At 71.4% G+C, this 23,115-nt stretch carries 18 protein-coding genes; 2 read left to right on the top strand and 16 right to left on the bottom strand.

Annotation, left to right across the window (positions count from 1 at the left end):
* Positions 1-13 precede the first annotated feature (13 nt).
* The 4 genes from ACFWEE_RS27835 to ACFWEE_RS27820 form a co-directional block, all read right to left on the bottom strand.
* Positions 14-451 (bottom strand): nuclear transport factor 2 family protein, encoded by a 438-nt coding sequence (locus ACFWEE_RS27835; RefSeq protein WP_386893171.1) that lies wholly within the window; start codon positions 449-451, stop codon positions 14-16.
* Positions 452-533: 82 nt separating this feature from the next.
* A complete protein-coding gene (locus ACFWEE_RS27830; protein WP_386893170.1) occupies positions 534-1,862 on the bottom strand; it encodes an epoxide hydrolase family protein in 1,329 nt (442 codons plus the stop codon).
* A gap of 70 nt (positions 1,863-1,932) precedes the next feature.
* Complete coding sequence (locus ACFWEE_RS27825; RefSeq protein WP_386893169.1) at positions 1,933-2,835, bottom strand: NADP-dependent oxidoreductase; 903 nt, start codon at positions 2,833-2,835, stop codon at positions 1,933-1,935.
* A gap of 275 nt (positions 2,836-3,110) precedes the next feature.
* Positions 3,111-3,860 carry an SDR family oxidoreductase gene (locus ACFWEE_RS27820; RefSeq protein ID WP_386893168.1) on the bottom strand — a complete coding sequence of 250 codons (750 nt, stop codon included), beginning with the start codon at positions 3,858-3,860 and terminating at the stop codon, positions 3,111-3,113.
* A 536-nt stretch (positions 3,861-4,396) separates the two neighbouring features.
* On the opposite strand from ACFWEE_RS27820, the gene ACFWEE_RS27815 reads away from it, so the two are divergent.
* Positions 4,397-5,344, top strand: a complete 948-nt coding sequence (locus tag ACFWEE_RS27815; RefSeq protein ID WP_386893166.1) for a helix-turn-helix domain-containing protein — start codon at positions 4,397-4,399, stop codon at positions 5,342-5,344.
* Between the two features lie 455 nt (positions 5,345-5,799).
* Complete coding sequence (locus ACFWEE_RS27810; RefSeq protein ID WP_386893164.1) at positions 5,800-8,064, top strand: helix-turn-helix domain-containing protein; 2,265 nt, start codon at positions 5,800-5,802, stop codon at positions 8,062-8,064.
* Between the two features lie 164 nt (positions 8,065-8,228).
* Here the strand turns inward: ACFWEE_RS27810 and ACFWEE_RS27805 are convergent, their stop codons facing one another.
* The 12 genes from ACFWEE_RS27805 to ACFWEE_RS27750 all read right to left on the bottom strand — a co-directional run bounded on the left by ACFWEE_RS27805 (position 8,229) and on the right by ACFWEE_RS27750 (position 22,685).
* Entirely contained in the window at positions 8,229-10,178 is a 1,950-nt protein-coding gene (locus ACFWEE_RS27805; RefSeq protein ID WP_386893162.1) for an anthranilate synthase family protein, read from the bottom strand.
* A complete protein-coding gene (locus ACFWEE_RS27800; protein ID WP_386893160.1) occupies positions 10,175-10,825 on the bottom strand; it encodes an isochorismatase family protein in 651 nt (216 codons plus the stop codon). Before ACFWEE_RS27800 ends, ACFWEE_RS27805 begins: the two co-directional genes overlap by 4 nt.
* A gap of 25 nt (positions 10,826-10,850) precedes the next feature.
* Positions 10,851-11,621, bottom strand: a complete 771-nt coding sequence (locus tag ACFWEE_RS27795; RefSeq protein ID WP_386893158.1) for a 2,3-dihydro-2,3-dihydroxybenzoate dehydrogenase — start codon at positions 11,619-11,621, stop codon at positions 10,851-10,853.
* Positions 11,622-11,655: 34 nt separating this feature from the next.
* Complete coding sequence (locus tag ACFWEE_RS27790) at positions 11,656-12,888, bottom strand: 3-deoxy-7-phosphoheptulonate synthase (RefSeq protein WP_386893156.1); 1,233 nt, start codon at positions 12,886-12,888, stop codon at positions 11,656-11,658.
* A gap of 54 nt (positions 12,889-12,942) precedes the next feature.
* Positions 12,943-14,511 carry an amidohydrolase family protein gene (locus ACFWEE_RS27785; protein WP_386893154.1) on the bottom strand — a complete coding sequence of 523 codons (1,569 nt, stop codon included), beginning with the start codon at positions 14,509-14,511 and terminating at the stop codon, positions 12,943-12,945.
* A complete protein-coding gene (locus tag ACFWEE_RS27780) occupies positions 14,508-14,792 on the bottom strand; it encodes a phosphopantetheine-binding protein (RefSeq protein ID WP_386893152.1) in 285 nt (94 codons plus the stop codon). The genes ACFWEE_RS27785 and ACFWEE_RS27780 overlap by 4 nt, the downstream gene beginning before the upstream one ends.
* A 110-nt stretch (positions 14,793-14,902) precedes the next feature.
* Positions 14,903-16,573, bottom strand: a complete 1,671-nt coding sequence (locus ACFWEE_RS27775; RefSeq protein ID WP_386893151.1) for a (2,3-dihydroxybenzoyl)adenylate synthase — start codon at positions 16,571-16,573, stop codon at positions 14,903-14,905.
* Positions 16,566-17,621 (bottom strand): ketoacyl-ACP synthase III family protein, encoded by a 1,056-nt coding sequence (locus ACFWEE_RS27770; protein ID WP_386893150.1) that lies wholly within the window; start codon positions 17,619-17,621, stop codon positions 16,566-16,568. The genes ACFWEE_RS27775 and ACFWEE_RS27770 overlap by 8 nt, the downstream gene beginning before the upstream one ends.
* A complete protein-coding gene (locus ACFWEE_RS27765; RefSeq protein ID WP_386893148.1) occupies positions 17,618-19,012 on the bottom strand; it encodes a salicylate synthase in 1,395 nt (464 codons plus the stop codon). The genes ACFWEE_RS27770 and ACFWEE_RS27765 overlap by 4 nt, the downstream gene beginning before the upstream one ends.
* Before the next feature lie 139 nt (positions 19,013-19,151).
* Positions 19,152-20,564 (bottom strand): cation:proton antiporter, encoded by a 1,413-nt coding sequence (locus ACFWEE_RS27760; protein WP_386893147.1) that lies wholly within the window; start codon positions 20,562-20,564, stop codon positions 19,152-19,154.
* Positions 20,549-21,076 carry a flavin reductase family protein gene (locus ACFWEE_RS27755; protein WP_386893146.1) on the bottom strand — a complete coding sequence of 176 codons (528 nt, stop codon included), beginning with the start codon at positions 21,074-21,076 and terminating at the stop codon, positions 20,549-20,551. The genes ACFWEE_RS27760 and ACFWEE_RS27755 overlap by 16 nt, the downstream gene beginning before the upstream one ends.
* 16 nt (positions 21,077-21,092) lie before the next feature.
* Positions 21,093-22,685, bottom strand: coding sequence for a tryptophan halogenase family protein (locus tag ACFWEE_RS27750; RefSeq protein ID WP_386893145.1), 1,593 nt, complete (start codon positions 22,683-22,685; stop codon positions 21,093-21,095).
* Between the last annotated feature and the right edge of the window lie 430 nt (positions 22,686-23,115).

Raw genomic sequence — 23,115 nt, 5'->3', positions numbered from 1 at the left:
TGCGCGGGCCGCGCTACCGGGCGGCGGCCTGCAAGGCGCCCAGGACGCCCAGTTGGCCGAACAGGACCGTGCCGGAGGGGTAGCAGTCGAACGACGCGATCTTGCCGTCGCGGACCCGGAACACGTCGCAGCAGGGCACCTCGATGGTCTTGCCGGTGGGTGCGATCACACCGAACGGCGTGCGCAGAGGGCCGTCGTGCGTCCCGTTGAGGGACAGTTCCACGATGACGACGTCGCCCTGGACGTAGACGTCGTAGAGCTCCCGGTGCATGTCCGGGAAGGCCTCGGCATAGTTCTCGACGGGCTGCGCGACATCCTGTCCGCGGTAGGTGACGCCGACCGACTGGTCGGTGAAGGTGCCGTCTTCGGTGAAGCAGGCGATCCATCCGGGAATGTCCTGGATCTCCGCCACCTGGTAGGCGGCCCTGATGAACTTCTCGTTGTCCGACATGAGACCTTGCTCCTTTTGCTGTGCGCGCACACCGGCCGCGGCCGTTCCGCTACGGTGGGCGTCGCTCCTGTGGTGGGTCGGTTCACCTGACGAGGCGGGCGAACGACCTCAGCTCCTGTGTGAAAAGCCCCGGCTGCTCGAAGGCCGCGAAGTGGCCGCCGGCAGCGATGTCGTCGTTGAAGTAGACGAGGTTCCTGTACACCTTCTCGGCCCACACCTTCGGGGTGCGCACCAGTTCGCCCGGGAAGACGCTGACGCCGACCGGCAGGTCGAGAGAGGTCAGTTCGTGGCTGCCCCGGGAGAATTCCCAGTAGAGCCTCGCCGACGACGCCCCGGTGGCCGAGAACCAGTAGAGGCTGATGTCGTCGAGCATGCGGTCGCGCCCGAGTACCCGCTCCGGGTGCAGTCCGCTGTCCGTCCAGTCGATGAACTTCTCGTAGATCCACGCGGCCTGCGCGGTGGGCGAGTCGGTGAGGGCGTAGCCGATGGTCTGCGGGCGCTGGGCCTGCTCGTAGAAGTAGCCCGCATACCGTTCGGCGTAGATCTGCTGCTGGCTGATCGCGGCCTGCTCCTCCGGGGTGCTGTCCCCGAGGGGCGTGTTGGTCAGCATGAACTCCGGGAGGTTCAGGTGGACGCCGATGAGTCCCGCCGGCCGCTGCTTCGCCATCTGCGTGGTGACCGCGCCGCCCCAGTCGCCTCCCTGCGCGATGTAGCGGTGGTAGCCGAGACGTCGCATGAGTTCGATCCAGGCGGAGGCGATGCGGGCCGGATCCCATCCCGGCTCCACGGGCCGGTCCGACCATCCGAATCCGGGCATGGAGGGGATGACGACGTGGAACGCGTCCTCGGCGCGCCCGCCGTACCGGGTCGGATCGGTGAGCGGCCCGATGGTGTCGAGGAACTCGACGAAGGACCCGGGCCAGCCGTGGTTCAGGATCAACGGCAGCGCGTTCGGATGCCTGGACGGAACGTGCAGGAAGTGAATGCCCAGCCCGTCGATCTGCGTACGGTACTGCCCGAGCTTGTTCAGGCGGTTCTCCAGGGAGCGCCAGTCGTAGTCGGTACGCCAGTGGTCGAGGAGGCTTCGCAGACGGCTGAGGGGCACGCCCTGAGAGGCGTCGTCGACGGTCTCGCGTTCCGGCAGGCGTACGGAGGCCAGCCTCCTGCGCAGGTCGTCGAGTGCGCTTCGCGGGACGCGGAGCTTCAGACGAGTGAGCTCCTGGCCGACGGCAGGCAGGGGAACCCCCGCCACCGTGGCTGCCCGGGCAGTGGTGCCGGAGGCGAGCAGACCGGCCGGTACGGCCGTGACCGCCCCGGCGATCGCGGTGGAACGCAGGAAGCGGCGGCGGGTACTTCCTCCCGCGGGTGCCTCGCTCGGGGCGGCGGCAGCAGGAGTGTCAGAGCCGAACATGTTCCGTCCAGGGGTAGGGAGGGCAAAACGATGGGGGCGACGGGCTGTTGTGACGTGCTCCACGTCCCGCTCAGTCCAGCGTGAGGACCACGCGGCCGTGCACCTCGTGGTTTTCCAGCAGCCGATGGGCCGCGGCTGCCTCCCGCATGGGCATCGGGTGGCGCTCCTTCAGCCGCAGCCGCCCCGCTGCGAAGAGGTTCAGTCCGTCGGCGACCGCGTCGGGCGCGCGGTCGGGAGTGGGGACGGACAGCCTGACGCCGAAGCCGGCGGCGTCATGGTCCGAAAGGGTGATGACCCTCTCCGGTCCACCGGCCAGGGCGACGGCGTCGGCCAGCACTCCCGTACCGGCGGCGTCGAAGACGGCGTCCACCGGGCCCAGTGCGCGTACGGCGTTCACGAGGCCGGCCCCGTACCGCACCGGACGCGCTCCGAGTTCCGCGGCGAACACGTCGTCGTGCTGCCCCACGGCGCTGACGACGGCGACGCCCTGGGCCACCGCCAGTTGCGTGGCGATGACTCCGACGGAGCCGCCGCCGCCGATGACCAGCAGCGTCTCGCCGCGTGACACGCCGAGTTGGCGCAGGACTCCGACTGCCGCCTCCACCGAGCCGGGAATCGCGGCGGCGTCCGTCCACGAGACCGAGGGGGCCTTGTGCGCCCACGACGAAGCCACGGCGTACTCGGCGTAGCCCCCGCGATCCATCAGCATGGCCGCCACCTCGTCGCCGACGGCGGTACCCGTCACGCCGGGACCCAGCGCATCGACGATCCCGGCGACCTCGTAGCCGAGGACGGCCGGCTCCCCCAGCGGGAAGCGGAGCCGCCCGGAGCGGATCGCGAGATCGGTGGGGCTGACCCCCGCGGCCTTGACCCGGATCCGGATCCGGCCCTCGCCGGGTTCCGGCATCGCCACCGGTGCCCACCGCAACACTTCCGGCCGACCGTATCCGGTCATCACGACGGCCTCAGGCATCACGCCCGCCTTTCTCTGTTCCGGTTCTCTGTTTCGGTTCTTCGTTTCGGTACTCGGTCGACCGCGTACGAGCGGATGCGGCAGCCACCAGGCCGATGACGGGGGATCCGCGCACGCGCCCCGGAGCAGGGCACGACGACTGTGGCAGGGGCGCCCGGTCCTGAGTGCTCCGTCCGTGCCAGGGAGCAGGACCGTTCGCGCCACCGAGTCGCGCGGGCCGTCCGCTTCCGGCCCCGTGTCCGGGCCGGAAGCGGACGGCAGCGCCACGTCGTCGGTCACACCTGGAGGGCGCCACCGTCGACGAACAGCTCGGTTCCGGTGACGAAGCTCGCCGCCGGCGAGGCGAGGAAGGCGACCACGGACGCGACCTCGTCAGCGGTGCCCATGCGCCCGAGCGGGACGGTGCCCGCCAGGTACTCCCGCATCTCGGCGGCGGCGGCCTCGTCGGCGGCGAGGCCGTTCAGGCCGGGCGTCTCGATCGGTCCCGGCGCCACGGCGTTGACACGGATACCGCGGCCCTTCAGCTCGTTGGCCCAGGTGCGGGCGAACGAGCGGACAGCGGCTTTGGAGGCGCCGTAGACGCCGAACGCCTCGCTGCCCTGGGAGCCGGCGACGGAGCCGGTGAGGACGACCGACGCCCCGTCGTTGAGCAGCGGGAGCGCCTTCTGCACGGTGAAGAGGACGCCTCGGACGTTGGAGCCGAAAATGGTGTCGAAGTGCTCCTCCGTGACCTGGTCGAGGGGAGCGAACTCGCCCCCGCCCGCGTTGGCGAACAGCACGTCGATCCGACGGCCGTCCGCGGCGACAGCCGCATAGAGGCGGTCGAGGTCGGCCGGGTCGGAGCTGTGCGCCTGGACCCCCTTGATGTCGCCGCCGACCAGGGCGACGACCTCGTCCAGAACCTCCTTGCGGCGGCCGGTGATGTACACGCGCGCGCCCTCCTCGGCGAACTTGCGCGCGGCTGCGAGGCCGATGCCCGCAGTGCCTCCGGTGATGACGACGGTCTGGGCGTCGAACTGTCCCATGGCTGGTTTCTCGCTTTCCCCTACGGCGGCCCTGCAGGCCGCAGTAGTAGTAAAAAATAGTTGATGTGTCATGCATTTGAGGATGATGCTCACCCGTCAGCGACCTCCAGGAGCCCTCGGTCGACCGAAGACTCCACGTGCACCCGGAGGCAGCTCCGCCGCTCAAGTAGCCCTCCAAACCGTGTCACGGCGACTCCCCTGCCGGTGTTCCACCCGCGCCCGAGCACCGGTCCATCCGGGCCTCTCTTGCATTCTCACCCTGATCAATCGATGACGTGTCATCTATATTCCTGGATGGATGACACGGCCGGCAGCTGTCGTCCCATTCCCTCGTGCCGCACGCGGCGGGGCGGAGGCCCTCGCGGATCAGCGCTCCTGAACGCCCCGGTGCCAGCCGGGCGACCCGACCACCACGGGTGGTCGCCCTCCTCGGATCGGCGAACGGGAGCATCCGCACCACACGTTTTCTGCCTGCGGATGCTCCTGGGATCCGCCTTCGCCGGACGGTTGGCTCGTGCCTACCAGAGCAGAAGCCGGTGACCGCACCGCTGCGGTCGACGGCCTGCGCCCATCCACGGACCATCGAGGTCGAAGTGACCGCACCACTCCTGCTTCCCGCCCCCGCCCTCCCAACGGTCGACACGGCCAGGGGGCCGGTGGACATCGTTCCGGCGCCCCCCGGTGCCCGGCCCGCCGGCACCGCCCACGTCCTGATCGCGCGAAGCGGCCCCGTGAAGGTTCCGCACCGCGGGGTCCAGCACACCCTGCACCGCGGTGACCTTCTCGTCACCGCCGCCCCCGGCCCGGGTGATCCGCCCCATTGGGATCGTCTGCCGATCTCCTGGTTCCGCTTCCCGGCCTTCTGGCTCGGCGCCTCGGCGTCCGAACTCACCCGCAGGCCGACCATCGTCGTCGACGTGGAGCGCAGTTACCTGGGCCGCCTCACCGGCAGCCTGTTGCTCGCGTCGGACTCCGGCGACCTTCCGGCACCGGAGCGGCACTCGGTTCTCGGCGGAGGCCGTCTCGGCCGGATCGCGGGCGACATGCTCTCTTCACTGATCGACGAACAGGCCGGCCACCGAGAAGGGGAACACGACCTGCGCAGGGGACAGGTGGCGCGGGTACGCGTCCACATCGAGGAGCGGTTGGCCGACCCGGGTCTGTGCGCGCGCTCGGTCGCCCACGCCCTCGGGATGTCCTCTCGCCACCTGCACCGGCTGTTCGAGGCCGAGGAGCTGTCGGTGGCACGGCTGATCCGTCGACGGCGTCTGGAGGTGTGCCGGGCCGAACTCCTCCGCGCGAGGGGGCGGGTGACCGTCGCCTCCGTCGCCCAGCGCTGGGGCTTCGCCAGTTCGGCCCACTTCAGCCGCGTGTTCCGCGAGGCATTCGGCATGAGCCCCCGCCAGTGGCAGCACCAGAACGCCGATCCCGCCCTGTCGGCAGAAGGCGACGCCGAGACCTCCTCCCCGGCAGGCCTGTCATGACGACCCCTCCCCCTCGGCACGGCAAGCCGGGCGACTGCGGCAGCTTAGGCCGTGTCGTGAAGGTCCCGCCCTCCGGGCGGACGACGCCACTTGCACCACACGACCTGGTCGGAGCCGGGCCGACGCCCGGCCCGCTGGAGCGATGCCGTCGGGAGGCCGCCGCTCACCCGGGCGCCGGGAGGCGGGGCACGGGCGGCTCGTCCCGCCCCCCGGCTCCCCGGATGGCGCCGCCTCCGCCCCCTCACCTGGTCGGCCTCGGCCGACCGCCTGCGCGCCGCCGCTGCGCGCAGGACGGATCCGGCCGAGCCCGCTGCGGGCGCGGCCTGTCCGGACCATCGGCGCTGACCAGCACGTATCCCTCCCCGGATGATGCTGCGAGCCGCCCGATCGCTAGCCTGATCGCCACGATGCGACCGTCCGTCCGGTGCGTGCGCAAAGAGCGTCGGGAGGCAGGTATGGCGAGTTTCGGGGCACTGCTGCGGCAGATGCGGCAGGAGGCGTCGCTCACTTTGGAGGAGCTCGCCGAAGCCTCCGGACTCAGCGTGCGCGGCATCGGTGACCTGGAACGCGGACGGCGTGCCGTCCCGCAGCGGTCCACGATCGCGGCCCTGGCCCTCGGCCTGCGTCTTGACGACGCGGGCCGGGCCAGGTTCCAGGCGGCGGCACGCGCCGCCAGGCCCGTGGGCGAGCCCGCGGGGGGAGGACGGCTCCCCCGGGGCGTCGACGACTTCGTGGGCCGGCGCACCGAGCTGGACGGGATGAGGACTCTCGCCGCCTCCGCCGAGAACGGGTACTGCCCCGTCATCGCGGTGTCCGGCCCCCCTGGGGTCGGCAAGAGTTCGCTCGCCCTCCAGGCCACCCGTGAACTCGCCGGCCACTTCCCCGCCGGCCGCACCGTCCTGGACCTGCGCGGCATGGACGAGGACCCGCCCGGTCCGGAGACACTGACCTTGCGCTGCCTCAAGGCGTTCGGCGTCGCCGACCGTGACCTGGCCCGCAGCGGCCCGGAAGGCCATCTTGAGATGTATCGGGACGCCATGGCCGAGCAGCCCCGCCTGCTCGTGCTCGACAACGCCCGCGACGAGGCCCAGGTGCGGCCGTTGTTGCCCGGGGCGGGCCGGAGCATGGTGATCATCACCAGCCGGCGCATGCTGACCGGCCTGAACAACGTGCACCGCATGCCGCTCGGGGAACTCACCGGGGCCGAGGCGGAGACGATGCTGAGCGGCCTGCTGGGCACCGAGCGCGCCCACGGCGAGGCCGCGGCGGTCGCGCGCATCGCAGCGCTGTGCGGCAACCTGCCCCTCGCGCTGCGGGTGGCCGGCAACTGGCTCGCCACCCGCACCGGCTGGAGCGCCGATCGGTTCGCCGAACGCCTGTCCGCCGAGGGGCGGCGTCTGGACTCGCTGGTCGCCGGCGACGTCCGCGTGGCCGCCGCCTTCGACCTGTCCTACCGCCGGCTCTCGCCTCCCGCCGCGCGGCTCTTCCGCCTGCTCGCACTCGTCCCCGGCCCCGACACGGCCACCGCAGGCGCCGGCATCCTGACGGGGCTCGACCTCTTCGACGTCGAGGACGCTCTGGAGGAACTGGTCGAGACCGGACTGCTCGCAACCGACCGCGACCGCTACCGCCTCCACGACCTCCTGCGTCTGTTCGCCGAATCCAGGCTCAAGGCCGAGGACTCCGCGGTCGACGCCGACACGGCGCGCACCTCGCTGCGGCACTGGCTGCTCGACACCACCGTCCTGGCGGGCCGCTGGTACGAGCCGAAGCACGGGGCCCCGACCACGCCGCCGGTCCTCGCGGACCTCTCCGACAGGAACAAGGCACGGCTGTGGCTCCAGGCCGAAGCCGACAACTGGCTCGGCGCGCTCCGTGCAGCCGCAGCCGCGGGCGAGCACGCCAGGGTCGTGGAGACCGCCGAGGCCATGCACTGGTTCTCCGACGAGTGGCTCTTCTGGGGTCACTGGACCGAGGTCTTCCGGACCGCCGCCTCCTCGGCCCGGTCGCAGGGAGACCGGTTGGCCGAAGCGACTCAACTCAACTACCAGGCGTGGGCCCTGACGATCTGCGACGGACGCCCCGCGGAAGGTGCCGCGTGCGCGACCCGGGCGCTGGAGGCGGCGCGAGAGGCCGGGGACCTCGCCCAGCAGGGATGGTCCCACACCTACCGTGCCTGGGCGCTGGTCCGTATCGGCGAGCCCTCCGCCGCAGCCGAACACAACGGACTGGCCGCCGACCTGTTCTCACGCGTCGGGGAGCGCCACGGCGCGGTGGCGGCGATGTTCGGACGCGCCGGCGCCCTCCTCGGGGCCGGCCGGCACCACGAAGCGGCCGACGCCTACCGGCAGTCGCTCGCCGTCGTCGAGGCCGCGGCCGAGACCTACGAGGCACCCTTCCTCCTGAACGCCCGGCTCAACGGCCACGGCGCACTGTCCGACGTCCTGATCGCCCTGCGGCGTTGGGACGAGGCCGTGGAAGAGCTGAACGTGTGCGTCCAGTACGCCCACGACAGCGGCAACACCGGCCTGGAGAGCCGCGCGTACGCCCGCCTCGCACGAGCCCACCTGGGCGCGGGCCGACTCCAGGCCGCAACGGCCGCCTACCGGGCCGCGGCGGCGTTCGGAGCCGGAGCCGAACCCGACGCGCGCAAGGAGGCGCAGGCCTACTTGGACCAGCACGGTCCGGATGACGACAGCGGGACCGCGTCCGACAACTGAACGGTGTCACATGGGTGTCGCGCTGTCGCGCCGCTCGGGTCCGCGCGGCACGACAGCCCGGCGGACAGATGCCCCGGAACCCCTCCGGACGAGGTGGCGGCGGACGACTCCACCACGTCGCGGCCCTCCGCCGTCACGGGGCCGAGCAGATCGACGGCGCGGGATCAGCCGTCCGCTGCCACGCCGACCAGGAGTTCGCGCAGGACGGCGGTTCCGTTGCTCGTGAGGACCGACGCCGGATGGAACTGGACCGAGGCATAGCCGGGGCCCCGCAGTGCGTGCACCTCACCGCTGCCCGCGTCCTGGCAGACGCGGATCTCGCCGCCCCGGTACGGGCAGGACAAGGTGGCCGAGGCCGAGTGCGCGGCGAACGTGTTGTAGAAACCGACGAGTTCCTGCCGGCCGAAGAAGTCGATCTTCTGCTGGGAGCCCTGATTGGGCTCCGCCTTGCGCACGATGTCGAGCCCCAGGAGGGAACTCAGCACCTGGTGCCCGAGACACACGGAGAGGAACGGGGTTCGGGAGTCCAGCAGCCCCCGGGTGAGATCCCGCAGGTGCGCGATCTTGGGGTCGCCGTGCAGCTGCGGGTCTCCGGGTCCGGGCCCCACGATCACGAAGTCCTGGTCGTCGAGGGTGTACGGCTCGTCGAAGCGGCGCACCGTCACGTCCAGGCCCAGCGAGGCGAGGCAGTGCCGCGCCATGGAGGTGAAGGTGTCCTCCGCGTCGACGACGAGGAGGCGCCGGCCGGCCAGCCGGTCGTCCGGGCGTCCACGGCCGTCCGGGTCCGCCAGCCAGAAGCCGGCCAGAGTGGCGTTGCGGTTCGCCAGCGCGCCCACCACGTCGGGGTGGTCCCCGAGTACCGGTCCGCGCGCCGACGCCGCGGCGCGGTGCCGTGCCGGGTGCCTCGTGTCGGGTTCGCTGCGCAGCGCGGACAGCAGCCCGGCGGCCTTCGCCCGGGTCTCGGCCACCTCGGCCTGCGGAGAGGAGTGCCTCACCAGGGTGGCGCCGACTCCGATGCTGAGCCTGCCCACCGGGTCGACGTCCGCGGTACGGATGAGGATCGACGAGTCCAGGGCGGTCCCGCCGTCGGCGTCCCGGCCGACCAGGGCCGCCACCCCGCTGTAGTAGCCACGGCCGTGGGGTTCGTACGTGCCGATGACCCGGCACGCGCTCTCAAGCGGGCTGCCGGTCACCGTCGGCGCGAACAGGGTCTCGCGCAGGATCTCGCGCGGGCCGCTGCTGCTGGAGCCCTCGATGAGGTACTCGGTGTGCGCGAGGCGCTCCATCTCCTTGAGGTACGGACCGCGCACCCGGCCACCGCGGTCGCACACCCGGCCCATCATCTTCAGTTCCTCGTCGAGGACCATGAAGAGCTCGTCCGACTCCTTGGCGTCCCGCAGGAATCCCATCACCCCGTCGAGATCCGCGCCGCCTTCGGGATACCGGTAGGTGCCACTGATCGGGTTCATCGTCATGGCGCCGCCGAGCAGGCTCACGTGCCGTTCCGGGGTCGCGCCGACGAGGCACCTCTCGCCCGTGTGGATCAGGAACGTCCAATAGGCGCCGGATTCGCCCTGGAGCAGCCGGCGGAAGAACGCCAGGGCGGTAGCCGGGCCCCAGTCCGTCAGCTGTGCCCGGTAGTCGCGCCGGATGACGAAGTTGGCGCCGGTGCCCCGGCCGATCTCGTCCTCGACGATCCGGCGCACCGTGCCGGCGTACGCCTCGTCGTCGATGTCGAAGCCGTGCTCGTCCATCCTGATCGGCACGTCCGCGACGTCCCGCAGGAACTCCTGCCGGGACAGGCCGCACTGTTCCTCGACCGTCAGGGCGAGCAAGGGGGTGCCGTCGTCACGGCAGGCATAGCCGCGTTCGGCCAGCTGACGGTAGGGCAGCACGGCGAGCACGTCGTGCCGGTCGGCGCCGGGGCCCTGGGGCAGGGGGAGTTCGGCGAGCGAACCGGGCTGGGAGACCGTGCCCACCAGCAGTTCCAGGCGGTCCGCTCCGGTGGCCTGCGGCCGGTGCAGCAGGGCGAACGGGGGCGGGTCGGCGGCGAGGATCCGGGACAGGAGCGGGTGCGGCGTGCCGGAGCGCGCCTCGTCGGCACCGGAGTTCATGAGCGGCTCGCCTCCTCCAGCTGCCGCACCACCGCATCGGTGGGCAGCGTCATGCCGCAGCGCGTGGCGACGTACTGGAGCGTCATACGGTGTTCGGCCAGGGTGAAGTCGGCGACGGCGTCCCCCACCACGAACGTCTGGATGTCGTGGGCGTACGCCTCCCCCGTGGTCATGAGAATCCCGACGTGGGCGTACACGCCGCACACGATCAGCTGGTCCCGGCCCGTGTCGCGGAACAGTTCCAGCAGGCTCGTGTTGAAGAAGGCGCTCGGCCTCCACTTGGTGAGCACCGTGTCCGATTCGCCCGGCGTCAGTTCCTCGACGACGGCGCGGTCCTCGGGCCCCGCGGTCATGCCCGGGCCCCAGAAGTCGTTGAGCAGTCCACGCTGTTGTCCGGTCATGGAACCCGGTTGCGCCGTATAGGCGACGGGGACGCCGAGCTCGGCGCAGGTCCGCCGGAGGCGGACGGTGTTGCGGACCAGCGGGTCGACGGGTGAACGGCCGGCGGTGAACGGCCTCAGGAAGTAGTTCTGCATGTCGTGCACGAGCAGGACGGCACGGGACGGGCTCACGGACCACGAGGCCGTGTTGGCCGGCAGGTCGTCCTCCGTGGGCATCGGGTAGGGCTCGATCGCCGGGATGGCCACAACCGACTCCTTTCCATGGCGGGGCTCACGCGCCGAGCGCGGCCCCGCCGTCGACGGTGAGGTGGTGCATGGTGATGTGCGCCGCGTCGTCCGACAGCAGGAACAGCACGGCGTCGGCGACGTCCTGGGGACGGGCCAGCTTGGCCAGCGGGATGCCGACCCGGAAGGCTTCCGGAGCACCGTCGATCGAGACGCGGGCCGCGGACTCGTCGTCCCACAGCGCGGTCAGCATGGGGGTGTCGGTCGATCCGGGGGCGACCACGTTGCAGCGGATGCCGTACGCGGCGCTCTCCAGGCCGAGGCACTTGGTGAACATGGACGCGGCGGCCTTCGACGCCGCGTACGCGGCCATCTCCATGCGCGCGGTGCCCGCGGCGTTGGAGGCGATCGTGACCAGGGCCCCGCGCCGCCGCGCTTTCATCCGGCGCACGACGGCGCGCGACACGTGGAAGACGCCCGTCGTGTTGACGGCGAAGGTCACCTGCCAGTCCTCGTCCGCGAAGCCGTCGACCCGGCCGCTGCGCAGCACTCCGGCGGCGTTGACGAGCCGGTCGACCGGGCCGAGCCGTTCCTCGACCGCCTCGACCACCGCCTCGACGTCCTGGCTGGAGGTGACGTCGACCGGGAAGGCCGTCGCCCGGTGACCGGCCCCCCGCAGCTTTTCGGCCACCCCGTGCAGCTGGTCGGCGTCCCGGTCCAGCAGGGCGACCGACACTCCACGTACGGCCAGTGCCTCGGCCACCGCGCCCCCGATGCCTCCTGCCGCACCGGTCACCACCGCGATCGTGTCCTTCATCGGCAAGACTCCTTTCCCCTCGCGTCGTCGTGCGTCATCGGTCCGTGTCCTGCCACGCGGAGAGCACGTCGCGTGCCTGCCAGGGGTTGAGCCGCGGGTCGCACAGCGTGGTGTACGCCCCGTCCAGCCGGTCGTCTCCGGACCCGTCCGCCACGCACTCGGTGACGTCGTACGGCGTCGTCTCCAGGTGCAGGCCCCCCGCGACCCCGCCCGCGCTCACGACGGCGTCCTGGAAGCCGACGACCTCCCGCACGATCGCGTCGACGCGCCGTGTCTTGACGCCTCCGGGCGCGGTCACGGTGTTGCCGTGCATCGGGTCGGACAGCCAGCTGACGGGGTGCCCCGCGGCCCGCACGGCGGACACCAGCGGGGGCAGCCGCTCGGTCACGGCCTCGGCCCCCATCCGCGCGATCAGGGTGAGCCGGCCCGGCGTGCGGTCGGGGTCGAGCAGTTCGCACAGGCGCACCAGGTCGTCGGGGTCCGCGGACGGTCCGACCTTGCAGGCGACGGGATTGTCCACGGCGGCGAGCAGGCGTACGTGCGCCCCGTCGGCCTGCCGGGTGCGCTCGCCGATCCATGGCCAGTGCGTGGAGGCCAACAGCAGTCGGCCGTCGCGGTTGCGGCGCAGCAGGGGCAGTTCGTAGTCCAGGACGAGGGCCTCGTGGCTGGTCCACACCTGGGTGGACGGCGCCGCCCCGTCGGCCATGCCGCGCAGCCGCAGGGCGTCCAGGGCGGAGGCCGCGGCGTCGTAGCAGCCCACCATCCGCGAGGGCGCCGGACGCCGGGCCCGGGCGTCGGGCTGGGGTCGGTTGACCATGTGGCCGCGATAGACGGGAAGTTGACGTCCGCCGACCTCTTCCACGGGCTGGGAGCGGGGCTTCGCGAACTGGCCGGCGATGCGGCCGACCCGCAGGACGGGCCTGCCGGAGCGGGCGCTCATCACCGCGGCGAGTTCGTCGAGGAGATCCGCCTTGTGGCCGACGGGTCCGGCCCCGCACTCCGCCGGATCCTCCGCGCAGTCGCCGGCCTGCACCACCTGGAATCGGCCTTGCGCGACCTCGGCCAGCAGGGCGTGCAGCGTCGTCACTTCGTCGCGGGTGACCAACGCGGGCTTGGTGGAGAGGAGTTCACGTACGGGTTCGAGTTGCGGGTCGTCGAGCCAGTCGGGCTGCTGCCGGGCGGGCAGCGCCCGCCATCGGCGCACCTCGTCGAAGGAGAGGGCCGCGCCCTCGTCCTCGACGAGCAGCAGAGCGGTGTTGTCGGACATCGTTGCACTACCTCCGTGGGTGGCGCGGGCGGGAGAGGAGCCGGCGTGGCGCGGTCAGACCCGGTGGGCGGCCGGGGCGGTGTCCCTCGTGCGCAGCCGCGGGTTGTCGTCGAACAGGGCGGTGAGCTCCTTTTCGGCGATGCCGAGAGCCCGGGCGGAGAAGGAACGCAGAGCGCGCAGGTAGTCGTCCCGCAGGCCGGCCTCGTCGAGATGCGGTGCGCGGCCGTTCTCCAGCAGGATCCGGCCCGCCACCAGCACGGTGTGCACGTCCTGTGTGCCGCCCAGCGTCAGATAGCCCTCCAGTGGGCGGGGGTTGAGCAGATAGCGCCAGTCGTCGATGGGCACGAGCACCAGGTCGGCCTGCTTGCCCACCTCCAGGCTGCCGACCTCGTGCTCCCAGGCGAGGCCGCGGGCCGCGATCCGGGTGGCCATGGCCAGGGCCTCGCTGGCGGGCAGGGTGGTGTGGTCCGCCGCGAGTTCGTTGTACATCTGCCAGGCGGCCCGCATCTCCTCGGCCATGCCCATGACGGGGAACACGCCCCCGTCCGTGGACAGTGACACGTCGAGGCCGGAGCGTTTGAGTTCGGGGATGAGACCGGTCTCGCTCAGGGTGGACTCACCGGTGGGGCCGTATTTCGCGGGCGAGTGGCTGATGTGGACCCGGGCGTCGAGCAGCATCCGCCGCTCTTCGGAGTCGGCGAACGCGCAGTGCACCGCCATGAGCCGGTCGTTGAGCAGGCCCAGCCGGTCGAGCCTGCGCACGGGGGTGAGGCCGAAGTGTGTGCGCACCGCCTCCGCCTCGTGGCGCAGCGCGCCCACGTGGGTGGCGAACGGAACGCCGTAATCGGCCGAGAGGCGGGCCAGGCCGCGGCCGAGCTCGTCGCTCATGTTGGTGAGGTAGGGCGCGGTGGGCCAGGCCCGGAGCCGACCGGTCCGGTCCGCCGCGCCCCGGTCCAGCACCCGCTGGATCCGGGCCAGTTCGGTGTCGGTGTCGCGGGTCCGCTCGGGGGTTCCGCTGCCCGTCCCGCACACCGTGTCCGCCACCCAGGCGCTCACCGAAGCGCGGATGCCCAGTTCCAGCGCCGCGTCGGCCAGCGCTTCGGGACGGTTGACGGACCCGACGTCGCCGAGTGTCGTGGTGCCGGAGCGCAGTTGCGTCCAGAGCGCGTACCGGGCGACGGCCCTCGCCTCGTCGGGCTCCAGGGCGTCCACCAGGCGGCGGAATCCCTCGAACCCGGCGGAGACCTGGGCGATGTCGCCGCCCAGGGCCATGAAACCCGGCTCGTCGGCCCGGTCGTCCGGTGTGCGCAGGGCGCCTTTGAAGGGCAGTCGCACCGCGAACAGGTCGTGCCAGTGGTTGTTCACGAACCCCGGCATGACGAGCATGGAGCCGGCGTCGAGCGTCCGCAGCCCCGCCCGCTGCCCGGGGGTGAGCCCTGCGACGGCCCGGGCCACCTCCTCGCAGGGGCCCACGGCGGCGATCCGGTCGCCCACGACGAGCACGGACCCCGTGGGGTGCACCCGGGCGGCGGCGTCCGCCGTACAGACGTGTCCGCCACGGATCAGGAGCGCCGGCGGGCGGCCGGGGAGCCCTTCGTCGCCCGGCGGGGTGGTCCCGTTCACGCCGTGGCCTCCCCGGACTCCGCCGCGACGGTGTCGAAGTGCCGTTGCCAGGCGTCCAGGGTCGGTTCGGCCGCCAGCGCGCGGAACGAGACGGGCAGCCCGTCCCGCCGCCACCGGTTGACCAGTCGCATCATCTCCAGGGATCCGAGACCGAGATGAATGAGATTGGCATCCGGCGCGATCTCGTCGGGTTGCGCACCGATCATGGTCGCGACGGCCTCGCGCAACGCGGCGGACACCTCCGTCGGTATTCGGCCCGGACTGTCCGCTGTGCTCTCCATCGTTGCTTCGTTTCCTTCTGTCTCGGCGGGACGGGGGGCGGGACGGCGTGCGGCGCGGCAGGAGCGGATGGGATCGGCACCGTCGGCCGGCGTCGGAACGGCGTACGACGTCACCGGCCGGCCGCCGCTTCGGACGGTGCGGTGTCCGTCGCGCGGATCCTGGCCGCCGCGTCGGCGGCGAGGGTCTTCTTGTCGACCTTGCCGAGCCCGGTCAGTGGCAGCTTCTCGACGATCGCCAGCCAGTCGGGCAGCTTGTAGTCGGCCAGACCGTCCGCGTGCAGCGCCTCCTTCAGCTCCCGCAGGCCGGGCGGCGGCCCGTCCGGGACCACGTAGGCGCCGACCCGCTCGCCCAGGAACGGGTCGGGCACCGGCACGACGGCCACTTCGGCCACCGCCGGATGGGCCAGGATGTGTTCTTCCACCTCTCCGGCGGACACCTTGTCCCCACCCCGGACGATCACGTCCTTGATGCGGCCCTCGATGACGAGAGCGCCGTCGGCGGTCAGCCGCGCGAGGTCGCCGGTGCGGTAGAAGCCGTCCTCGGTGAAGGCGCGGGCGTTGTGCTCCGGAGCCCGGTAGTAGCCCTGGAGGGTGTACGGGCCTCGGGCGAGCAGTTCACCGATGCTGCCCGGCGGCAGGTCGTCGCCGTCGGGGCCGACGACGCGCACCTCGTCGGCGGGCGAGAGCGGCCTGCCCTGGGTGGTGACGACGGCCTCCGCACTGTCGGTGGCGCGGGTCAGGGTGAGCAGTCCCTCCGCCATCCCGAAGACTTGTTGCAGCCGGCATCCGAGGACGGGGGAGACGCGCTCCGCGACGGAGGCGTGCAGTCGGGCCCCGCCGATCTGCACGAGCCGCAGGCTCGACAGGTCGGCTTCGTTCCACTCGGCGGCCTCCAGCCACAGTTGCGCCAGGGTCGGCACCAGCGAGGTGAAGGTGACGCGTTCACGCTCGATGGTCTCGAAGCACTCGTCGGCGATGGGCGCCTCCATCAGGACCACGGTGCCGCCGGAGCGCAGTGTGCCCACCACACCGGGGCACCCCCAGGTGAAGTTGAACTCCGCCGGGAGCACCGCCAAGTAGACGTCTTCGGGTCCCAGTTCGAGCAGTTCGGCGGCGGCCCTGGTCTGGTAGGCGTAGTCGTCGTGGGTTCGCGGTATCAGCTTCGGCAGCGCCGTCGTACCACCGGAAAGCAGGAAGAACGCGACGTCGGACGGGTCGGGCGGTGGCAGCGGCTCGGGCTCGGCGTCGACGTCGTCCAGCGGGACCAGCAGCCCGGCGGGGGTGCCGGCGGGGGCCTTCACGGCCGGGTCCAGGACGAAGACCTTCCGCAGGGTGTCGAACTCGCCCGCGAGGTCGAGGGCCAGCCGCGTGTGGTCGAAGCCCTGGTACGTGCCGGGTACCACGTAACCGACCGCCCCGGAGATGGCGCACAGATGGCGGATCTCGTTGGCCCGGTGGGAGACCAGCGAGAACACCGGCTTGGCCCCCATGCGGAACAGGGCGAAGCAGACGATGACGAACTCGGGCACGTTCGGCAGCTGTACGACGACCCGGTCACCCGCGGCGATGCCCTGTCGCACGAACCCCGCCGCCGTCCGGGACACCCGGCGGTCGAGTTCGTCGTACGTCAGCCGGCGCCGCCCGTGCACCAGGGCGGTGCGGTCACCGTGTGCCGCCCCGGCGGCGGCCAGCTGGTCCGCGAGGTTCTCTCCCCGCCAGTGGCCCGCCGCCCGGTACCCCTGTGCCCGCTCCTCGGGCCACGGGGTGCATCCCTCAAGCATGGTCGCCCTCCCCCTCGGTCCCACGGGGGACGGTGATCTCGACGATGGCGCAGCCCGCCTCCATCCCGGGCGAGGCGCCGATGACCATCACGAGGTCGCCCGCGCCGACCTGGCCGGTCCGCCAGAGGTGTTCGAGGCCGGCGACCGGGTCGGCTGCGCCCAGGTGGCCGGTGATGCGGGTGAGCTCCCAGACACCCCGCTTCTCGTCGATGCCCAGGGGGTCCAGGAAGGACGCCTGCAGAGGCAGTTGGGAGAAGCCGACGTGGCAGACCCGGGAGATGTCCGCCATCGTGACGCCTGCCTCCGCCAGCGACCGGTGCGCGGCGGCGGCGACCGTGTCGCCGAAGTTGCCCATGGGCGGCGGGACTCCCCTCGCCCACTCGCGGCGCCAGAACTCCCTGCGCTCCTCCAGGTTGAGGGTGCGGCCCACGGTGGGACCGGGCGGGAACAGGGGCTCTCCCCCGCGGTGCAGTTCCTCCATCGAGGGGGCCGACACGGAGCCGACGGACAGCACCCGGGCGAAGCCGCCCCGGCGGGACACCACGGCCGCCGCTCCGGCGTCACCCAGCAGGAAGAGCTTCGAGGCCCGCCAGCGGTCCGCCAGCGGGGTGGAGAAGTTGTCACCGGCGGTCAGCAGCACCGCCGGCGGTTCGGAGGGGGCCGCCATCAGACGGCCGGCGGCCAGCTCCAGCGCGGAGAGCATGCCGAGGCAGCCCTGCCGTACCTCGACGGCCGTCACCGGGCGGTCGAGCGTGTGCCGCAGGACGTAGTGGTGGGCGGACCAGCCGTCCGGGCCCTGGAAGTGGACACTGCTGTGCAGCAGCGCGCCGAAGTCCTCGGGTCCGTGACCGGAGCGGGCCAACGCCTTCCTGGCCGCGCGCACGGCCAGATCGGGCCCGGTGGTCTCGCCCGCGACGGGCACGGACTCGATGCCGGACTCCTCCCGGTCCTGCTCGTCGTACAGCCCTTCCTCGACGGCGCGGGCCGTCGGGTACAGCTCGGGCAGATGGGTCGCGATGCCCGCGAGATGAATTCCGCTGAGCCTCACGGGCGGGTCCCTCCCGCCATCGCACCGGCACCGGCACCGGCACCGGCACCGACGGGCTCGGCGGGCTGGGCGGCGGGCACCAGGAACCGTCCGACGCTGCCCAGCTTCTCGCAGGTCTCCTCCAGTTCCCGCTCCGGGCGGGACTGCCCCACGATGCCCGCGCCGGCCCGCAGCCAGGTGCGGCCGTTCTGCCGGTAGACGCTGCGCAGCACCAGGGTCGCGTCCATGGCCCCGGCGTGATTGACCGTCAGAACGGCCCCGCCGTAGAGCCCCCGGGCCTCGGACTCGTTGCTGCGGATGCTGTCGTAGGCGGCGTCCTTGGGCACACCGGACGCGGTGACCGCCGGGAACACCGCCTTGAAGGCGTCCCAGGCACCTCGGCCGTCGGCGAGCTGCCCGCCGACCCGGGAGGCCAGGTGCTGCACGGTGCCGCGATCCTTGACGACCATGAACTCCTCGACGTCGACGGTGCCGGGGGCGCATACCTCCAGGAGTTCGTCGCAGGCGATCTTCACGGAGATGGCGTGCTCGTAGATCTCCTTGGGGTCGCTGAGCAGTTCCGCGCGCAGCCGGTCGTCCTCGGCCCGGTCACCGGTGAGCGCCCGGGTCCCGGCCAGAGGCTGGCTGACCACACGTCCGTCCGGGGCGACCTGGACGACGATCTCCGGGCTGAAGCCCGTCGCCTCGATGCCGCCGAGGCTGAGCAGGAAGGACCTGGCGGGGTTGTTGCCACGCCGGCCCGCCAGGTACGTGCCCACGAAGTCGAGTTCGTGATCGACCGGGACCACCCGCGAGAAGATCACCTTCTGAAGGAGCCGTTCGTTGATCGCGTCGACCGCGACGCCGACGGCCCGGCGGTAGGCATCCGCTCCGGCCTGCCGTACGTCCACGGGATCCGGTACGGCCCGCGACTCGGTGTGCTCCGCGGACAGCACGTCCAGCGCGGCCGAGAGGGTGGCCTGGTCCGCCGAGCGCAGATACGCCTCGCCGGCCTCGATCCTGATCTCGGTGTGGGGGACGACGAGGTGAAGCAGCCGCTGGTCACCGACGTGCCGGAGGTCTCCGTCCTTGGCGTACGACAGCTCGAACGCCGCCCAGCCGTAGGCCCGCCAGTCCTTGACCCGTACGGCGTCGAGCAGGCTCTGCACCTGCCGCAGCGGGCGGCCGTCCCATGGCAGCAGCACCTCCTCCTGCTGCTGGCGGAGCCGAGCCCCCGTACGGTCCAGGGTGATCTCGGCGAGCGCGCCGCCGGCGTAGGACCAGACGCCGCCGTTCTCGTAGACGACGTAGTCCGGGTGCAGACCGGACGACGCCAGGCGAGCAGCGGCGGTCATGGGATCCGAGGCCGGTCTCAGCCGCGTCTCGAAGTAGTGCCGGGGGGTCTGGTGCATCTCGAACGTCCTCTTCTCGATGGCCGAAAGGGGAAAGCGGGGGCGGGCGCTCCACCGGGGCGGGCGCTCCACCGGGGGGCGCTTCACCGGTGGGCGGGCGCTTCACGCGGGGCGGGCGCTCCACCGGGGGTCGGGCGCCTCATTGGGGAGCGGCGCGCGTCCCGGAGAACCGGCGCGCGATCAGCGAGAGCGCGGGGGCGGTGAGCAGGGTGGAGATCAGCGCCATGACGACGAACATCGTGAACACCTCGGGCGTGATGACCCCGAGGTCCAGACCGACGTTGAGCACGACCAGCTCGGTCAGACCGCGGCAGTTCATCAGGGCGCCCATGGCCAGCGACTCCTCCCAGCCCATGCCGCAGCCTCTGGCAGCCAGCGTGGTGCCGACCCACTTCGTGGCCATCGCCGTCGCCACGACGGCCAGACACCAGCACCATGCCTGCCAGTCGCCGAGCAGCCCGATCGAGGTGCGCAGCCCGGAGAAGACGAAGAACAGCGGCAGCAGCAGTGCCTCGGTCACCGATCGCAGCCGTCCCACCGCCCATTCGACCGGGACCGAGCCCCGCGGCGTGACCGCTCCCAGCAGGAAGGGCCCGAAGATCGCGTGGATGCCGATCCGGTCCGTGGACAGCGCGCTGAGCAGAATGCCGGAGAAGAGCACCGGCATGACCGTGCCGCGGGACCAGGTGCGCGACCCGAGTGTGTGCTCCAGCACGGGGCGCACCGCGAAACGCAGCAGCGCGCAGAACAGCGCGGTGAGGCACAGGATCTGGACCACGCCGTACAGGGAGGAGCCCTCCGCCGCGGCGACCACCACGGCGAGCAGACACCAGGCCGTGACGTCCCCGACCGCCGCGCCGGCGAGCGCGACCGGTCCGACGGTCAGCTCGTCGGAGCGCCGTTCGGCGATGATGCGGGCCAGCACCGGAAAGGCCGTGATGCTCATGGCGACGGCGATGAACAGTCCGAAGGCCGTGAAGCCGAGGCCGTCCGGGGCGTACGGCTCGTACATCCCCAGCGCCAGCAGCACCCCCGCGAGCAGGGGCACGGCGACACCGACGTGACTGATCGTCAGAACAATCTGCCCGCGCCCGCGCACCGCTCCCAGGTCCAGCTCGTAACCGACCATGAACATGAAGCAGATCAGGCCGAGTTGGGCGAGGATGTTGATCGGCACCGTCAGGTCCGCGGGAAACAGCCGGTGGTACCCGCTCGGCCACAGCAGTCCCAGCAGCGAGGGACCGAGCAGGACACCGGCGACGATCTCACCGATGACGGCGGGCTGGGACATCCGCCGGAAGAGACCCGCCGTCAGATGGCAGACGCAGAGGATCACCGCCAGGGCCAACAGCAGCTCGGCGAACGTTCCGGAGGCCGCGTGTGCCCTGCCGGCCGATCCGCTCGACCCGGCGTCCGTGATGCCGAAGCGCAGCACGACCGCGACCAGAGCCGCCGGGATCAGCACCAGGAGGGCGTAGACGTATCGCGCCCGGGAAGGGGCCGGGGCGCTCCGCCCCGTCTTCGGGGGCGCCAGCCTCAGTTCGTCGGCCACGACGCGTACCGGCGCAGTCCGTAGAGCAGGGGGCCCGGTGTGCGGTTCAGGTGGACGTCACGCACCTCGGCGAAGACGACGACGTGGTCGCCGTGGGTGTCCTGCCGTACGACCGCACAGTCGGCGACCGCGTGGGCGTCGGAGCGCAAGTGCGGTCCGGCGGCGGCCGGGGGTGCGGTCCACTCGACGCGGTCGAAGCGGTCCGGCGCACCGGAGGCGAACAGTTCCGCGGTCGGCTGCGCCCCCTGGTGGAGGAGGTTCATGGCGAACGCCCCGGCTTCGAGCGCGGCGTGCAGGGTGGGGCTGCCGCTGCGCAGGCACACCAGGAGAGTGGGCGGTTCCAGGGCGACGCTCACCAGGGACGTACACGTCATGCCCCAGGGGCGGGTCCGCGAGTCGAAGGCGGTGACGATCCCCACTCCCGTGGGGAACCCTGCCATCAACTGCCGCATGGCGTCGGGGCCCTGAAGGCGGGTGTGATCGCCCACAGCCGCACGCGTGGCTCGGTTCATGGGAGGTCTCCGCGCTCTACTTGCCGTGCAGGGAACGCAGGATGTCGTACGTGGAGGGCAGTTCCTCCAGCTGCTCGGCGGCACGGCGCGGTACGTCGGCGAACAGTGCGTCCGCGCCGGCGACCGACGCGGGTTTGTACCGCAGGGCGGGCAGCACGTGCTCGGGGAGGAAGCCGAGGCCGGCGAGCATGCACCAGTAGTTGGTGTTGTTCCAGAAGTTCTTGTTGCTGAGCTCGGACGTCCCGTGGAGCACCTGTTCGCCGCTGGAATACGGGTTGACCGGCAGTCCGGCGCGGTAGAGCTCGATCTTCTCCCGCAGGTCGTCGCCGATCGGCAGCTTCTTGTTGGCCCGCCAGAACTCCGTGTCCGTGCGCGGCGAGAACGCGAAGTGGGTCTGGATGAAGTCCACCGTGAAGTCGAACATGCTCTCGATTTCGCGGTTGAACCGGTCGCTCAGCGTCGGGTCGAACCGCTTGTCCGGGAAGTGCTTGGCGAGCTGCTCGACGGCGGTGTAGATGAAGTAGATGCCCGTCGACTCCAGCGGTTCCACGAAGCAGGAGGACAGGCCGATGGCGACACAGTTGCGCACCCAGGCCCGGCGGTTGCGGCCCACCCGGAAGGACACCTGGTTCAGTGGGGTGTTCTCCGGGTCGAGCCCCCACAGTTCGCAGAACTCCCGCGTCGCGTCGTCGCGCGTGGTGAATTTACTGGAAAAGACGTAGCCGGTGCCGAATCGGGACAGCATCGGAATCTTCCACGTCCAGCCATTCGACATGGCGATCGACGAAGTGAAGGGCTCGACGCCGTTCGCCTCGTCGTCGTGGGAAACCGCCGTGGCCACCGCACTGTCGCACAGCAGCTTGTCCCCCATGTCGAGGAACGGCTCGCCCATCGCCTTGTTGATCAGCAGGCCGCGGAAGCCCGAGCAGTCGACGAACAAGTCGCCTTCCAGGACTTCGTCGTCCGTCGTGCGCAGGGCCGTGATGAAGCCGCGCTCGTCCTGGATCACCTCGGCCATCTCGCCCTGGACATGCCGCACACCCTGCTTCTGCGTGGCGAAACGACGCAAGAAGTCGGCGACCAGCGCGGCGTCGAAGTGCCAGGCGTAGTCCATGGCCGGCGTGCCGTCCGCCTTCCAGGGACCCTTGTTGGCGTCCAGGACCGCGGTCTCCGGGAAACAGGCACGGTCGAACGGCCCGGGGTCGTCACCACGCTGCTGCTTGAGGTACCAGTACTGCGGCAGCGGAACGCCGTCGTGCTCCTTCAGGTGAGCGAAGTGGTGGTAGAAGGTGTCCGTCCGCGCGCCGAGCGGGCGGGGCTGCGGGACACCGCGTCCCGGTGTGCGCCAGTTCACGAACTTGATTCCCGCCTTGAAGCTGGCATTCACCTCCCGCATCCACTCGTGCTCGGGAATCCCCAGGAAGTCGAAGAAAGCGGAATGCAGGTTCGGGACCGTCGCCTCACCCACACCGATACGCGGAATGGCGGGCGCTTCGAGCAGGGTGATGTCCACTTCCCCCTGCAGCGCCTTCCCGAGATAAGAAGCCGTCATCCAGCCGGCCGTTCCCCCGCCGAGAATCACCAGACTTCTGACTCGCCCGTCACTCATGGCATTCCCCCATCGGCATTCCGTTCAGCGGGATGTCCACCCGGCTGTTCGCTCAGGCCCACATCTTGCGGACGGTTTCTATACCGATACGGAAAGGAACCATATCGCCGCTATACCGTGCAGGTCAGGGGGACAGGATTTCGCGACACGATCTTGTCGATGCCGGCCGCAGAGGTTGCGCCGGCGGGGCCGAGGAGGCGTCGGACCGGCTCCGCCCGCGGGGCGCCCCGTTCGCCCTCCACGACGACACGGCCTGGCAACTCCCGCCCTCGGAGCAGGGGTTCGGCTCCGGGCGGACACACCGGCACCGGCCGGACCGGTGGCGGGAGGCGGGAGTCCTCGACCCGTCGCACCGGGTTGGCTTCGCCGAGCCGAATACGGCGGGTGAACCCAACTGGTCGTGCACGTGTAAGGGGCGTCCCGCATCCGC

This window comes from Streptomyces sp. NPDC060184, from assembly GCF_042728795.1.
Lineage (GTDB): Bacteria > Actinomycetota > Actinomycetes > Streptomycetales > Streptomycetaceae > Streptomyces.
This window is presented reverse-complemented; position numbering and strand designations above follow the sequence as displayed.

Coding starts and splice junctions, on each gene's coding strand:
- ACFWEE_RS27835 (WP_386893171.1), bottom strand. CDS start 451: ATGTCGGACAACGAGAAGTTCATCAGGGCCGCCTACCAGGTGGCGGAG.
- ACFWEE_RS27830 (WP_386893170.1), bottom strand. CDS start 1,862: ATGTTCGGCTCTGACACTCCTGCTGCCGCCGCCCCGAGCGAGGCACCC.
- ACFWEE_RS27825 (WP_386893169.1), bottom strand. CDS start 2,835: ATGCCTGAGGCCGTCGTGATGACCGGATACGGTCGGCCGGAAGTGTTG.
- ACFWEE_RS27820 (WP_386893168.1), bottom strand. CDS start 3,860: ATGGGACAGTTCGACGCCCAGACCGTCGTCATCACCGGAGGCACTGCG.
- ACFWEE_RS27810 (WP_386893164.1), top strand. CDS start 5,800: ATGGCGAGTTTCGGGGCACTGCTGCGGCAGATGCGGCAGGAGGCGTCG.
- ACFWEE_RS27805 (WP_386893162.1), bottom strand. CDS start 10,178: ATGAACTCCGGTGCCGACGAGGCGCGCTCCGGCACGCCGCACCCGCTC.
- ACFWEE_RS27795 (WP_386893158.1), bottom strand. CDS start 11,621: ATGAAGGACACGATCGCGGTGGTGACCGGTGCGGCAGGAGGCATCGGG.
- ACFWEE_RS27790 (WP_386893156.1), bottom strand. CDS start 12,888: ATGTCCGACAACACCGCTCTGCTGCTCGTCGAGGACGAGGGCGCGGCC.
- ACFWEE_RS27780 (WP_386893152.1), bottom strand. CDS start 14,792: ATGGAGAGCACAGCGGACAGTCCGGGCCGAATACCGACGGAGGTGTCC.
- ACFWEE_RS27775 (WP_386893151.1), bottom strand. CDS start 16,573: ATGCTTGAGGGATGCACCCCGTGGCCCGAGGAGCGGGCACAGGGGTAC.
- ACFWEE_RS27765 (WP_386893148.1), bottom strand. CDS start 19,012: ATGCACCAGACCCCCCGGCACTACTTCGAGACGCGGCTGAGACCGGCC.
- ACFWEE_RS27755 (WP_386893146.1), bottom strand. CDS start 21,076: ATGAACCGAGCCACGCGTGCGGCTGTGGGCGATCACACCCGCCTTCAG.
- ACFWEE_RS27750 (WP_386893145.1), bottom strand. CDS start 22,685: ATGAGTGACGGGCGAGTCAGAAGTCTGGTGATTCTCGGCGGGGGAACG.